Genomic DNA, 14,822 nt, shown 5'->3' on the forward strand with positions numbered 1-14,822 from the left:
TGGTGTTGATTTAGCAAAAGATGTGTTTCAAGTTTGTGTGTACACAAACAATAAAGTGCTTTCAAACAATGAAATGACGCCGCAAGCATTCACATCTTGGATTGCCAATCAAACACCTACTATCGTGATATTTGAAGCCTGTGCGACATCTAATTACTGGAAGCGCCTTGTATCACAGTTTGGTCATGAAGCTCGACTAATAAGCCCTCAATTAGTTTCTAGAATACGTCAGCATCAAAAAACCGATAAAAATGATGCACTGGCCATTATTCAATCCAGCCTGTTACCTAGTATTAACTTTATTGGCGGAAAAACGCTTCAACAGCAGCAATTACAATCCATTCTTAGAATGAGAGAGCTCGCGGTAAAACAAAAAACCGCTCTAAAAAATCAACTGAAATCCTTATTACTAGAATTTAATTTACGCTGCTCTAAAGGTCATGGTGGATTAAAAAATGCCGTTTATACTGCGCTAGAAGATGCTGAAAATGGATTTTCTGATATTTTTCGCCATGCATTAGCACAAGCTTGGGAGTTTTACGTTGCAATAAATGAGCTCGTATCTTCTTATGACGAAAGTTTAAAAAAACTGACTAAAAGCCTTCCTGAGTGCAACAAGTTAACTCAACTTGAAGGGGTAGGATTAATTAATGCTGTAAATCTGTATATGACTATTGAATGTGAAGGTGAGCGAGCCTTTAAATCAGGCCGAAATGTCTCAGCATGTATTGGTTTAACCCCCGTTCAACATTCTTCTGGTGGGAAAATCAAGCTTGGCTCAATCGGTAAAAAGGTTAGAAATAGTGCATTGAGAAGCCAATTAATCACTGGAGCATTTACTTTTGTAAATAGCATTGATAAGCGACCAGCAAAAACAGAGAAAGAGCTGTGGCTTAAAAAATTAATAGAACGACGAGGGAAAAAATGTGCCGCTGTTGCTCTCGCTAATAAAACAGTCAGGACTGCATTTTCAATGCTACAAAACAACACAAACTATTGCTCAGTAGCACTATAGGGCGAAAAGGTTAAACACTTCATTACTTTGCATAACTCATTCGGTAAGCCAGTAATACACTGAGAGGTTAAAACCTCGCCTAACAGATGTGGCTCCGATACGCGCAATTATCATTGAGTCGATCATTTAAGATTGAACTCGTACATAAGTTCGCAAGTATCAAATAATGGGGTGTTGACATGAGGGAGTCTACATAAGTGTATTAGCAAGAAACTCGGATAAACCCACAGGTTATTTCAACACGTTCACTGCTAATCAATTCATTTGTCATCATAAGATACTCTAATGATGGATTTTTAAAAGCATTTAGCTAATTTTATGCAATGTAGAAAGCGAGAACTGGGTTTAGCGAGCCAATTGTGACAATCCCAAACTTGAGATTATTACATACTTTAATTTTGAATCAGTGAGTTAGATTAAAATTACAATACTAAATAGCTCTTTTTAGTTCTCGCTTTCTCCATTTTGATGGCAGTTTAGTCAAAAGACCATTATAACTGTATATAAACACAGTTAAGAGATTGTTTATGCCTTCACCATTTATTGAGTCTATTCGCCAAGAAATTAGAGTACGTCATTACAGCTTAAAAACAGAAAAATCCTATCTTTTTTGGATACGGCAATTCATTCGTTATCACAATATGAAACACCCAAAAGACATGTCGAATTCTCACATTGAAACGTTTCTTTCTTACTTAGCAAACGAGAGGAAAGTATCCAGTGCCACACAAAACCAAGCATTATGCGCCATCATTTTTATGTATCGACACATTCTAAAAGTTGAGATTCAAGACTTAAGGTATTCATTTACCAAAAAGCCAAAACGTATGCCAACAGTATTAACCCACGAAGAAGTTAATCTGATTTTAGATAACTTGAATGGACAATATTGGTTACTATGCGCCCTTTTATACGGTTGCGGACTCAGAATTAATGAAGCGCTCGGTTTACGGATAAAAGATCTTAATTTTGAAAATCAAACCATTTATATCTTCCGTGGTAAGGGAGCAAAAGATAGATATACGCTATTGCCGGCAGTGTTAATAACCCAATTAAAAAATCAAATTAAAGTCTGTTTAGATTTGCACAAGAGGGATTGTGAAGCAGGATTTGGCTTAACTTCTTTACCAAGTAGTTTAATAAAAAAATACGGCAATGCTGCAAAAGATCCTTATTGGCAATACTTATTTCCGTCAACTCAACGACAAGTGCACCCTCTTGATGGATACACTTGTCGACATCATTTACATGAAAGTGCGTTTAGGAAGCAATTAAGAGGTGCGGTAAAAAAGAGTGGCGTACTTAAACGTGTGACCGCTCATACTTTTCGTCATTCATTTGCTACGCAGCTTTTTTTACAGTCTGGTTCAGAGATCAGAACGATACAAGAATTATTGGGCCATAGCGATGTCAGAACAACAGAGCTATATACGCATGTGATAGGTAGCAAGTTTGGTTTTACTAAAAGCCCTTTGGATTAATCGATTTTCCACTATTAATCCAAAGGCTAATTTTATTATGTGGTGTTACTTCGCTTTCGGTCTAAACGGCTTAATCACGCTTTCATCACACTCTAGGAATGGGCCTTCCATTAAGTCGATGCAGTAAGGAATGGCTGGGAAGACGGCGTCCAAACATTCGCGGATTGATTTAGGCTTACCCGGTAAGTTTACAATCAGGCTGCTACCACGTAAGCCCGCCGTTTGACGAGACAAAATCGCCGTTGGAACAAACTTTAATGATTCGGCGCGCATCAACTCACCGAAACCTGGCATCATTCGATCACACACCGCTTCTGTGGCTTCTGGCGTCACATCGCGCTTTGCCGGGCCAGTACCGCCAGTGGTCACTACTAGACTACAGCCATCTTCATCCACCATTTTTGCAAGCATGGCTTCGATTTGGTCTTGTTCATCTGGGATGATTTGATAAACCGGTTCCCACTCTGATGTTAAGTACTCGTTGAGCGTATCAATGATGGCTTGGCCAGATAAATCTTCATACACACCTTGGCTAGCACGATCACTTACCGTCACAATACCGATTTTTGCTTTGCTCATTGCTTGTTCCTCTACCAAAGTTTTACCTCGACCATAAGCGAGGTATTTCAAAATTTTTAACCCCGCTAAGATACCGTTTCAAGGTAGAAATGAACATAGCCTATTGCTTTGAAACTCTATTTTATTCGAGCTTTTTACTGTCAGTTGAACCTATTCGTGATCCAGACGGTTTGATACGGCTTTAATTGGATGCTTTCCGTTGAGCCAGTCAGTTCAGTATCGCTAATCAGATCTTTCCAATGATCGGTTTGGATCAGATTCATATCGGCTAGATTTAAGGTCTGTTCTTCAAGGCTGATATTACTGACACAGAAAATGCTTTGTCGCCTATCCATGCTTTGACGCCAAAAACCAAATAGCTGTCCACCTAGGTGCAGCGTAAATTGCACTGCATTGGGATGGAAAGCGGATTGCCCAGTTCGCAGCTCGATTAAATGCATCAAACGTTTTAATACCTGATGATGTTGAGAATGTGGTTGGGACAACAAATCTTGCAGTTGTGAAAACTCCCAACGATGACGGTTAATCGAGCGATTTTGATTGGTGTTTTCAACTTTATCGTAATCATTGCCCGTACCAAGCAAACTGTGAATATAAATCCCCGGAATGCCTTCCATCGCTAACATAATTGCATGCGCACAAATGAAGCGGTCGATACCATACTTATCTGGCCCTGCTTGCGTACCCTGTAAAGCATCAAATAAGGCGATATTGATTTCATAGGGCTTACGGTCACCATTTTCCGTCGCGCGCCATGACACCAAGCCACCGAACGATTGCATGGTATTCACCAATACATTGATTTCGTTTTCTTGGAGTAAACCTTCCGCTGGCCGCAAACCAATGCCATCGTGTGAAGCGATAAAGTTAAAGTAAGTCGTACCCTGTTGCGCCGGAGGCATTCCCATCATCCAACGTTTAAGATGATCACCATTACCAGTAATTAAAGTATTCACCAGCAGCGGCGGCAGCGAGAAGTTATAAATAGCGTGCGCTTCATTGGCATTGCCAAAATAAGTCAGGTTTTCATGGTTGGGGATGTTGGTTTCGGTAATGATGATGGCTTGCGGGCAGGCTTGTTCAATCAAACTACGTAATAGACGAATCACTTCATGGGTTTGATCGAGATTGATACAACTGGTGCCGAGTTCTTTCCATAGAAACGCTACCGCATCGAGCCTAAAGGTACGAATACCATGATCAATATACTGGCGAATGATCTCGACAAAGGCTTTTAATACCTCTGGATTACGGAAATCAAAATCGACCTGATCGTGACTAAAGGTACACCAAACATATTGAGTGCCCTGCGCGGTTTCGACTTCTTTGAGTAAATCAGAGGTTCTAGGCCGCACTACTTGTTGGGTATCAATATCTGGCGCAGCGGTATAGAAGTAATCATGCCCTACACCTTCGCTCTTAATGAAGTTTTGAAACCATGCACTCCTTGCTGAACAGTGGTTGATCACCAGATCCGACATCAAATTAAACTCACTGGAAATCGCTTCAATATCTGGCCAGTCACCTAACCCTTCATTAACACTCGAATAATCAATCACTGAGAAGCCATCATCTGAGCTATACGGGAAAAAAGGCAGAATATGTACGCCATTGATATGCGGCTGACAATATTGATTGAGAAAGGATTTTAAGGTTTTCAGAGGCGTTTCACCGCTTTGCAGCAAGCTATCGCCGTAGGTGATCATGATGGTATCTTTCTCTGTCCACAGAGATTGCGACACTGACATCGGCATAGAAGTCTCTAAATTGGGCGATAAACGCATCGTACTGATGAGTTGATTAGCTAATTCTTTATGCTCAATTGATAATTCAATACCTTGGTAGATCACATCCAAATGGTGACAAATTTTATCCACTAATAAATTTGATGACGTCATACTTAGCCCCCGAATTCTTGTTGATCTAATTCTACCGCCTCTTTTAATCGTTCCATCACATCAGGCATGGCACTGACCACGCGGTTCCAACTTGGAATAAATGGTGTTTCCATCGGGTTATCGAGGAAGCTTTGTCCTGCTGTCATAATATTTTGGGCAAACATTTCGACCGCTTTCTCTTCTAGGTGAACATCCAGCGTTAAACCATTCATTAAGGCATCGTTGTGGTAGGCTTCAACAAAATCAAGCGCAATGCGGTAGTAAGTAGCTTTAAGTGAACGAAAGCCTTCCGTATTAAAGGTTTCCCCTTGAGTCGCCAATTTACGAAACAGAGATTTGGTAATATCAATCGACATTTTAGATAGCCCACCATCAGTGCAATCTAAAGACAAATCTTGGTGTTTATGATCATAGGTTTTAGCGATATCTACTTGGCATAGGCGATTGCTGGCATAGTTACGATGCATTTCTGACAGCACACCGATTTCTAATCCCCAATCGCTTGGAATACGAATATCACTCAACACATCACGACGGAATGAAAACTCGCCAGCTAATGAATATTTGAAGCTATCCATATAATCAAGATAGCCATTTTGATCGGTTACTCTTTTAAGTGCTTTTAATAATGGCGTGACCAATAAACGTGCCACTCGGCCATTCATTTTGCCATTGGCGACTCGTGCGTAGTAGCCTTTACAGAATTCATAATTAAAACGCGGATTAGCAACTGGATAGATCAAACGCGCCAATAAATCACGCTCATAAGTGACAATGTCACAGTCATGTAAAGCAACCGATTCAGCTTTACCAGTGGCCAGTACATAACCCATGCAATACCAGACATTTCGGCCTTTTCCGAGTTCTTTAGGGGCTAAACCTAACGCTGCTAATTCTTTATCGAGGGCTTGCAAACGAGGGCCATCATTCCACAAAACCCGATGATGTTGAGGTAAATCTTTAAAGAAAGATAAAGCATGTTTATATTGCGCTTCATCGGCTCTATCTAGGCCAATGACAATTTGAGATAAGTAAGGCACACTCTTTAATTCTTCGACAATTTTAGGCAGTGCTTCGCCTTCTAGTTCCGAGAATAAAGAAGGTAAAATTAACCCCATGGAACGCTGGTCAGCAAACGACATTAACTCTGCTTCCAATTCCTCCACTGGCCGTTCAGACAAGTTGTGTAATGTTGTCACGATACCGTTTTGATAAAAGTCAGCCATGATGCCTCCTGCATTCCATGCGAAATTAAAGTCTATTTATTTATTAATAATTACTGCTTCAAATCTAAGATGTGATTCACACACTCTGCCCAGCCCGTTGGGCCATAATTGTCACTATCGATGACGCCTTGTTCACGAGAAAGAATCGGAAAATCATGATGCTCTGAACGAATACGAACGGCGATATCCGCTAACTCGAGCATGCTGATATCATTACCGCTGTCTCCTAGCGCGATACTGAACCAATCTTTCTGTTGTTCTGCTTTTTGTAAAAGATCTCCTTGCTGTAAAAGATCTCTCTGATAAACATTCATAAGCCACTCCATTGCGATGCCCTTTTGAGCGCAGCCACCGATGTGTAGAAAGCGGCCACCTTTTAGTACCGTTGCACTACACTGCTGCATAAACTCGATAAAGCTCTGTTCTTGTTCAACGCTGCCATGCCAGCTAACCGGTTCGCTATAGTCACGTTGCAATGCACGTTGTGCTTCTTCCTCGGTTAAGCCAGTGAGTTCCGCGACTTGTGTTGCTGACATCTCGGTCATCAAACTAAAACATCCTTCAAATTGGCGTTTAGCTTGATCAATAGAGGTTTGCCAATGACTACGTGGTTGGGTAAAGGATTTGTACCAATAATCTTGAATCGATTCTGTACCTTCTGGCTGATTCATTAATGCTGTGTTTGTTTTATTCTTATATTTAGTTTCAAGTTTGGGTTTAGGAATAAACACAGCCGCGCCATTCTCAACAATGAAAGGTGTATTTAAACCTAACTGAGGCATGATGAATTGCAGTTCAGCAAAGGTTTTACTGGTGGTTGGAATAACATCGACATTAAGAAGCGCTAACTTTTTGAGTACCGGCTCAACGGCATCAGTACTGTAATCATTATGATCAAGTAAAGTGCCGTCTAAATCGCTAAAGATGATTGGTTGCTGTCCGAGTTTAAGCATTAAAGATCTCTGACTTTACTAGTGAGTCAGCTTTAGCCCCGGCCTGACTAGTTGCATCAACATGGTGCACAACAAGCGGCATACCATAAGGGCTTGCACTATAAATGACCTTATGTTCGTCCATTGTCGCATTCAATGATGGAAAATATAATGATAACCACATAGTTACTGCTCCTTGTGTTAAACACTTAATAAAAGTAATTCAAGAAGCGTGCCACTGGGCTTTTAGCTTTCCAGATACAAAAATGGCCTGAACGTTTCCATTCAGGCCATTAAGTTTTTTGCAGTGATGTTTATTTTCGAATTGCCATATCTTTGTTGGTCATTTTCACGCCCTTGATTTGTGCAAATACCTTCTGCCCAATCTCAAGCTGTAAATCTTCATAGGCCCAAGCAGTGATATTGGCCCAAAGGTAATGCTCTACCTCACCTTCACCTATCGCTAAACACACTGAAACCGGCTGCGCAGGATCCGTCACTGGCGCGAGTTCTACGACTTTTGCAGGCAAAATATTTCGAATCGATGTGTCTGTCGATTCGGATAAGGTTAACGATACGTCGCTGGCATGAATACGAATTCTAACGGATTCATCGATATTGGCATCAATAGCAGACATCCAAACACCGCAACTCGGCGCAATTTCTACATAGGTCAGCGCGTAACGTTGGTGACGTTGCTTGATAACACCTTTAAATATCGTGCTTAAATCCGCTTCATCATGCCAAGGTTTGAAGGCACTTGATGCCCACATTGTCTCAATATCACCAGAGCCTGCTACTCGTCCTGAATCCATTAATAGCATGTAATCCGCTAGGTGAAGAATTTCGTCTAAACTATGGGTAACATACAAAATTGGAATTTGAATCTTTTGCGCTAACGATTCTAAAAACGGCATGACTTCTTTTTTTCTCGGCAGATCTAAAGACGCTAATGGTTCATCCATCAGCAATACTTTTGGCTCTGACAACAAGGCCCTCGCGATCGCACAGCGTTGTTTCTCACCACCAGACAAATCGGCCGGATAACGATCTAATAATTCAGATAATCCTAGTAGATCAACCACTTGATTAAAGTTACCCGGTAACTCGTTATTACCAATAAACTGGTTTTTACTGAATAAAGCTTTATTTTTCACACCATAGAGTAAGTTACCTTTCACTTTATAGTGTGGGAATAATCGAGACTCTTGAAATACATAACCTATATCTCGCTTTTCAACCGCAAGATTAATACCTTGTTGGGAGTCAAACAGCACTCGTTGATTGATACTTATCGAGCCAGAATCTGGATTTTTTAAACCACTCACGGCATTAATGATACTGGTTTTTCCTGCGCCTGAACGGCCAAAAATCGCAGTGATTCCTGAACTCGGTATCTGAGCTTGAATATCTAAATCAAAATCCGTGAAACGTTGCTTAAAATTTAAATCAATCATGCTTGGCCTCCATTCTTGGAAGCACTGCTCTTGAAAACGCTAGTCTTGGAAGCGTTAGAAACGCCGAGTCTTTTCTGTGTTTTCTGTGTTAACCATTCAGAACAAAGCAAAGATAACAGTGCAATGACTATCGACATCACACAAAGGCGCGCGGCTTCAAATTCCGCACCGGGCGTTTGGATGAAGTTATACATTGCCAATGGCAGAGTTTGCGTTTGATTGGGAATGTTTGCCACAAAACTAATCGTCGCACCAAACTCCCCTAGGCTACGGGCAAATGACAGCATGGCACCAGTGATCACGCCAGGTAATACCAACGGCAAGGTGATTGTCATAAAGACTCGAAATGGTGATGCGCCAAGCGTTCTCGCCGCTTGCTCTAGCTTGGGATCGACATTCATAAGGCTTAATCGAATCGAGCGTACCATTAAGGGTAAAGCCACAACTGCCGACGCTAATGCTGCACCTTTCCAATTAAAGCTAAACACTAAACCAAAAGTATCGAACAACCATTCACCAACAACGCCCTTTCTCCCCATAGTTAAGAGGAGCATATAGCCAATCACCACCGGAGGAAGCACTAAAGGAAGATGGATTAAACTGTCTAGTAGCTTTTTACCCCAAAACTCTTTAGTCACAAGCAGCCAAGAAAAGAAAACCCCAACCGGCAGTAACCAAAGGACTGCGATTGAGGAAACTTTTAAGCTAAGTAATAAGGCGCTAATTTCGTAATCAGACAAGATCACTGGTTATCCTTTTAATGATTCTGAAGTGGTTAGTTTACTGCTAGAGAACTTATTAAGTTAGGACTTAGTGAGCCACAAGCGGTGTAAACCCGTATTTGATAAAGGTATCGCTCGCTTGCTGGCTTTTCAAAAAATTGAAGAAAGCTTGGCTCGTCGCTTTGTCATTCAACGCGACCGCTGGGTAAATTATCGGCGAATGGGTACTGTCTGGGAAAGTTTGAATAATCGAAACTTTTTTACTCATCAAAGCATCGGTTTTATAAACCACACCAAATGGTGCTTCACCACGCTCTACCAGTGACATGGTTAAACGAACATTACTGCTTGGTGCTGTTTTAGAAGATAGTTCCGACCACAACCCCATACTTTCAAGGCTTTCTTTCGCATACATGCCAGCAGGAACGCTTTGGGGCTCACCTACCGCTAAACGATTCTCACCCAATAATTTAGGTAATTCTTTAAATGTGCCAGCATCGATAAGTACATTGTTCACCTCATCAGAACCAATCAAAACTAGGCTATTGCCTACCAGATCCATAACCTGATCTTTGGTCGTCATCCCTTTATCTACAAGATAAGTCATCCATTTCGGGTTTGCTGAAATAAACACATCTGCCGGAGCCCCTTGTTCAATTTGACGTGCCAAGGTAGACGAACCAGCAAATACTGGCACTAAAGTATCACCAGTTTCAGCTTGATACTTTTGCCCTAATTCTTTCATGACATCTGTCATTGATGATGCTGCATAAACGTTAATGTCAGTTGCAAACGCTTGAAGTGAGGAGCACAAAGCAGATAAGCCTAACGTGTAAAGTCCTAACTTTTTAATTAATGGCTTTTTAGTGAATAATTTTTTCATAGCAGTCTCTACGTTGGTGTTTATGGCCTAAAATATCAACATCACTTTATCTAGAAAATAGTTCTGGCCAAAGTAAGGCTAGATTTAAATCTTGCTCGATGCAATCGGCTAAACGATCCAGCGATTTGATTTGCTGTTGCTCACGGCTATTACTTTGTTGCAAATCACTCACCCCAGCCCATTCAAGTATATGTTCGAAGGCTTGTGGAGAGTCAAAGATACCGTGGCAATATGTACCAAAGATCATACCATCATCCGATAAGGCCCCCTCATATTTTTTGTCATGTGAGTCCGTATTTATTGATATAGGTTGTTGTAAATCAACAAGTGTCTCACCTGCATGTATTTCATACCCAATGAAGCTGACCACTTTTCCTGTAATTAAAGATAGTGTGCCAGTTACTTGAGTTAATAATTTTTGCGGTTTTAGTTCTGTTATTAACTCTAAATAGCCTAATCCATCAGCAATCCCAGCCTGTCCTTCAATACCATCAGGATCAGCGATGGTTTTACCCAACATTTGATAGCCACCACAAATACCAATCAATTTGCCGCCATAGCGTAAGTGCTTTTCAATATCTTTATGCCAACCTTGCTGCTGCAGAAAGGCCAAATCAGCACGTACAGATTTACTACCCGGTAAAACAACCAAATCAGCCCCTGTCAGGCTTTGTCCTTGATATCGAAATTGAAAATCAATCTCCGGGTGATATTTAAACATATCGAAATCAGTGTGGTTACTCATACGAGGTAAAACCGGCACAAATACAGTGAGTTTGGTTTGCTCATTTTTGGTTTGTTGACTATCAACCGCGTCTTCGGCATCCAACTCTAAACCATGCAAATACGGCAATACGCCAATCACTGGCTTACCTGTTTTTTGTTCAAGCCAGTCTAATCCGGGATTTAATAGCTCAATATCGCCACGAAAACGATTGATAACAAAGCCAATCACTCGGTCTTGTTCCGATTGAGATAATAAAGCAAGCGTGCCATATAAATGCGCAAATACCCCACCACGATCAATATCCGCCACAATGATCACCGGCACATCGGCTTCTTCTGCAAACCCCATATTAGCGATATCATTTTCTCGCAGGTTAATTTCAGCAGGACTACCCGCACCTTCAATTAACACACAATCAAATTTCTGATTAAGTTGAGAGAAAGAATCCAACACATAAGGCATGGTGTAGTTTTTATAAGAAATATTACCCAAAGTGGCTTCTGTCGGCAGGGCTTTACCTTGTACGACAATCTGCGCTTTCATATCGGTATTCGGTTTTAATAGAATTGGGTTCATGTGAACACTAGGCTCAACGCCACAGGCAAAAGCTTGCAATGCTTGCGCTCGACCAATCTCACCACCATCTTTGGTGACCGCGCTATTGAGTGCCATATTCTGTGATTTAAATGGCGCAACCGAAATCCCTTTACGCATTAACACACGACATAACCCCGCCACCAGCATACTTTTTCCTGCATCGGAAGTTGTGCCTTGCACCATTAACGCTTGAATTGGTTTTAACATAGTCTATTCGCCAATGATTAAGATTGATAAAGTTCGAGAGGCAAACCATCTGGATCTTTAAAGAAGGTAAATTGTTTACCGGTTAGTTCATCCATTCGAATGGGTTCACACAACACACTTTGAGATTCAAGGTAGGCTATACATTGCTCGATATCATCCACGGCAAAAGCTAAATGGCGCAAGCCACAGGCTTCAGGACGATCGACACGTTCTGGTGGACTAGGAAAAGAAAACAGTTCTATTTGAGTTGTAGGAGAAACTTGCAGATCCAACTTATAAGAATTACGCGCTTCACGATAAGTTTCATTCACCACTTTAAATTTCAAAATATCCATATAGAAGTGTTTCGATTTTTCATAATCAGAGCAGATAATCGCAACATGATCAATTTGATTAAACATTTCATTTCCTTATATATCCAAGTAACATCAAGACGCAGAAGTCACTTGGGTATAAATAACACTAATAGAAAAAAGCCTCCAAAGTTTGGAGGCTTTAAAATTCATCATTACAACCCATCATGCAATACAGTGATTACTTGCTCGCGTCTAATGACACTTTGGGTTGAACAAACTCACGACTAACATCGACAATCGCAACGTCACGGAAGAAGCTGCGCCCAAGTAACAGACCGAAATCCATGTGAGTACGATCCGCTAGCGTAAATGGCGTTTTCACTTTTAGGTCACCAACCTTGATCCAACCTTCAACCACATAACGTTCAAACGTTTCATCTGAACTCGATTGACGAATAGATTTTGTTGATATCACAGGTAACTCTAATTCTTTTGATTCTTTACCGTCATGAGCAAGTTTGAACTTCACCCATTTTTTTCCATCACGTTCAAAAGCAACGATATCAATAGCACTTACTGAAGACGTTGTTGCACCAGTATCGACACGTGCAACCACATTGATACCTAAACCTTCAACGTGAACCCACTCTTTTTGACCCAAGATTAATTTACCATCTGCGCTTTTTTCACCGACAGAAACCGTTACCGGTGCTTTCGGTTGCTGTGGTTTATCCTTCGGTATTGGCTTAGGTTTCACACTTGGGCGTTTTTCTACTGGCGAAAAATCTGGCTTTGGTTTTTCTACTGGCTTAGTCGTTATCACCTTCTCCGTTTGAGTCGTTTCAGCTTTGCTAGTCTCTGATTTCTCTACTGGTTGTTCAGGCGTTATAGAACAACCAACCATAGCAATAGACATTAACGCGGGAAGAAAAAAATCCCATTTTTTCATGTTCAATAACCCTTTATCTTGAACGAAATTTAACCACCAAAGCTCAACCGCCCTTAGCGAGCCAACGTATTTATCGCATTTGCTACATATTGTATGTCTTTTTCTTGCAAACCAGCAATATTAATACGGCCATCACCGACACCATAAATTCCATACTCTTCACGTAATTGCGTCATTTTTTCCGGCGAAAAGCCTAGCACAGTGAACATACCTTTGTGTGACTTTATAAACTCAAATTCGTCATTTTTATGTGTATTCAGCAATTCTTGACACAGCGCTTGCCTTAAACCAACTAAACGTTGTTGCATTTCAACTAATTCAGCTTTCCATTGTTGCGTTAAGTGCTCACTTTGCAATACAGTTTTCACTAAGGCTGCACCATGATCTGGTGGCATGGTATAAGTAGAACGGGCTAGCGTCAGAAGTTTACCTTTTGCATTATTAGCTTCTTGCAAGTTTTTACCAATAACAATCGCTGCGCCAGTTCGTTCACGATATAAACCAAAGTTTTTCGAACAAGATGTGCTAATCAACATTTCTTCTACATTATTAGCCATGTGTTGTAAGCCAACAATGTCTTGCTCTAAACCGTCACCAAAACCTTGATAGGCAATATCCACAAACGGCGTAAAACCATTTTTCTGGGACAATTCTGTAATTGCTTTCCAATCATCAGTGCTGATGTCTGCACCCGTTGGGTTATGACAACAACCATGAAGTAGAACCACATCTTTAGGGCCCGCTTGAGCTAGTTCTTCAAGCATTTTAGCTGAATCAACCTGACGCGTTTCCGGGTTGAAATAATGATAGAAGCGCACTTTCAAACCCGCCGCTTCCATAACCGGACGGTGATTAACATAACTTGGGTTACTGATCCATACCGTGGTTTCTGGCTCTGCAATTTTCAATAAATCGCCCAGCATTCTTAATGCACCACTCGCACCTGGAGTTTGAACTGCTGAAACACGAGAATAAGCCGAAGTATTCTTAAGCAGTAGATCAATCATACATTGATTGAATTCTTCACAACCAGCTAAGCCAACATATGCTTTGGTCGTTTGTTCTTGAGCTTGTTGAGTTTGAGCTTGTTTGATAGCCGCCATAATTGGGGTTTGTCCTTGGTTATTTTTATAAACACCAATACCTAGGTCGACTTTTTCTGGACGAGGATCGTTACGGTATGCCACAGATAATGACAATATAGGATCTTGCTGCGGAGCGGTTAGATGAGAAAGCATGAATACACAATCCTGTGTTAATCTGTTAATTAAAAATTTAAATTACCACCCGTACAAAAAAAAATCGACGAGATTTTAAAGTTCTCGTCGATATTCTAAACGTGGTATCACTTAAATATTAATAATTGCTTATTTTTCCGTCAAATAATGCACAACCTGATTACTACTGCCTCGCCACGGCAAGCTAGGATCAGCCAGTTCTTTTTCAAACTTACCATCCACTAGTACATCAACATAGTTCACGACTTCTTTTTGTGACTCTGTTAAATCTGCCAAGGTATACCCTGTCCACATCCAAATATCTTTCTCAGGGCATTCAAGCTTCACTCGCTTAACGAGCGTTAATACCGCCGATAAATTCTGTGGATGCAGAGGATCGCCACCAGATAACGACAATCCTCTGCGAAATATTCGAGTATCTTGCAAGTCACGAATAATCGCATCTTCATTTTCTTGGGTAAACGGCACTCCAGAGTTTAACGACCAAGTACTTTGGTTATAGCACCCTTTGCATTGATGAACGCAACCAGACACAAACAAGGTACAACGTGTCCCTGGACCATTAATCACATCAACTGGGTAATATTGAGAAATATTCATTGTTAACTTATCACT

The 14,822-nt window shown here is 40.9% G+C and carries 15 protein-coding genes; 2 read left to right on the forward strand and 13 right to left on the reverse strand.

Features of this window, described 5'->3' with window-relative positions; genetic code table 11:
* A partial coding sequence (locus ACN0T8_RS11785; protein ID WP_417880818.1) for an IS110 family transposase occupies positions 1 to 1,015 on the forward strand: 1,015 nt, incomplete at its 5' end.
* A gap of 527 nt (positions 1,016 to 1,542) precedes the next feature.
* Positions 1,543 to 2,496, forward strand: coding sequence for an integron integrase (locus ACN0T8_RS11790; protein WP_417880819.1), 954 nt, complete (start codon positions 1,543 to 1,545; stop codon positions 2,494 to 2,496).
* A 45-nt stretch (positions 2,497 to 2,541) separates the two neighbouring features.
* Here ACN0T8_RS11790 and mog read toward each other — a convergent pair whose 3' ends face one another.
* From mog to nrdG, 13 genes are all read right to left on the reverse strand, one after another.
* Positions 2,542 to 3,075: a molybdopterin adenylyltransferase gene (gene mog, locus ACN0T8_RS11795; protein WP_237294244.1), complete on the reverse strand. Its 534-nt coding sequence runs from the start codon at positions 3,073 to 3,075 to the stop codon at positions 2,542 to 2,544.
* A gap of 140 nt (positions 3,076 to 3,215) precedes the next feature.
* Entirely contained in the window at positions 3,216 to 4,973 is a 1,758-nt protein-coding gene (locus tag ACN0T8_RS11800) for an alpha-amylase family glycosyl hydrolase (RefSeq protein ID WP_417880820.1), read from the reverse strand.
* Between the two features lie 2 nt (positions 4,974 to 4,975).
* Positions 4,976 to 6,199 (reverse strand): glycosyl transferase, encoded by a 1,224-nt coding sequence (locus ACN0T8_RS11805; RefSeq protein WP_417880821.1) that lies wholly within the window; start codon positions 6,197 to 6,199, stop codon positions 4,976 to 4,978.
* Between the two features lie 50 nt (positions 6,200 to 6,249).
* Positions 6,250 to 7,152, reverse strand: coding sequence for an HAD-IIB family hydrolase (locus ACN0T8_RS11810; RefSeq protein WP_417880822.1), 903 nt, complete (start codon positions 7,150 to 7,152; stop codon positions 6,250 to 6,252).
* The gene (locus ACN0T8_RS11815) at positions 7,145 to 7,315 is read right to left on the reverse strand and encodes a hypothetical protein (RefSeq protein WP_417880823.1); all 171 of its coding nucleotides are present in this window, start codon (positions 7,313 to 7,315) and stop codon (positions 7,145 to 7,147) included. Before ACN0T8_RS11815 ends, ACN0T8_RS11810 begins: the two co-directional genes overlap by 8 nt.
* 130 nt (positions 7,316 to 7,445) lie before the next feature.
* The gene (modC, locus tag ACN0T8_RS11820; RefSeq protein ID WP_417880824.1) at positions 7,446 to 8,588 is read right to left on the reverse strand and encodes a molybdenum ABC transporter ATP-binding protein ModC; all 1,143 of its coding nucleotides are present in this window, start codon (positions 8,586 to 8,588) and stop codon (positions 7,446 to 7,448) included.
* The gene (modB, locus tag ACN0T8_RS11825) at positions 8,585 to 9,331 is read right to left on the reverse strand and encodes a molybdate ABC transporter permease subunit (protein ID WP_417880905.1); all 747 of its coding nucleotides are present in this window, start codon (positions 9,329 to 9,331) and stop codon (positions 8,585 to 8,587) included. Before modB ends, modC begins: the two co-directional genes overlap by 4 nt.
* A 67-nt stretch (positions 9,332 to 9,398) precedes the next feature.
* Entirely contained in the window at positions 9,399 to 10,193 is a 795-nt protein-coding gene (modA, locus tag ACN0T8_RS11830; RefSeq protein ID WP_417880825.1) for a molybdate ABC transporter substrate-binding protein, read from the reverse strand.
* 46 nt (positions 10,194 to 10,239) lie between these two features.
* On the reverse strand, positions 10,240 to 11,724 hold the full coding sequence (locus ACN0T8_RS11835; RefSeq protein ID WP_417880826.1) for a cobyric acid synthase: 1,485 nt from the start codon (positions 11,722 to 11,724) through the stop codon (positions 10,240 to 10,242).
* Positions 11,725 to 11,741: 17 nt separating this feature from the next.
* Complete coding sequence (locus tag ACN0T8_RS11840; RefSeq protein WP_417880827.1) at positions 11,742 to 12,125, reverse strand: VOC family protein; 384 nt, start codon at positions 12,123 to 12,125, stop codon at positions 11,742 to 11,744.
* Positions 12,126 to 12,258: 133 nt separating this feature from the next.
* Positions 12,259 to 12,969, reverse strand: coding sequence for an ATP-dependent zinc protease (locus ACN0T8_RS11845; protein ID WP_417880829.1), 711 nt, complete (start codon positions 12,967 to 12,969; stop codon positions 12,259 to 12,261).
* Between the two features lie 53 nt (positions 12,970 to 13,022).
* Positions 13,023 to 14,207: an aromatic amino acid transaminase gene (locus ACN0T8_RS11850; RefSeq protein ID WP_417880830.1), complete on the reverse strand. Its 1,185-nt coding sequence runs from the start codon at positions 14,205 to 14,207 to the stop codon at positions 13,023 to 13,025.
* Between the two features lie 129 nt (positions 14,208 to 14,336).
* On the reverse strand, positions 14,337 to 14,807 hold the full coding sequence (gene nrdG, locus ACN0T8_RS11855) for an anaerobic ribonucleoside-triphosphate reductase-activating protein (protein ID WP_417880831.1): 471 nt from the start codon (positions 14,805 to 14,807) through the stop codon (positions 14,337 to 14,339).
* Between the last annotated feature and the right edge of the window lie 15 nt (positions 14,808 to 14,822).

Origin of the sequence: Vibrio sp. (assembly GCF_048266485.1) — a bacterium.
In the GTDB taxonomy this organism is placed as follows: Bacteria; Pseudomonadota; Gammaproteobacteria; order Enterobacterales; family Vibrionaceae; genus Vibrio.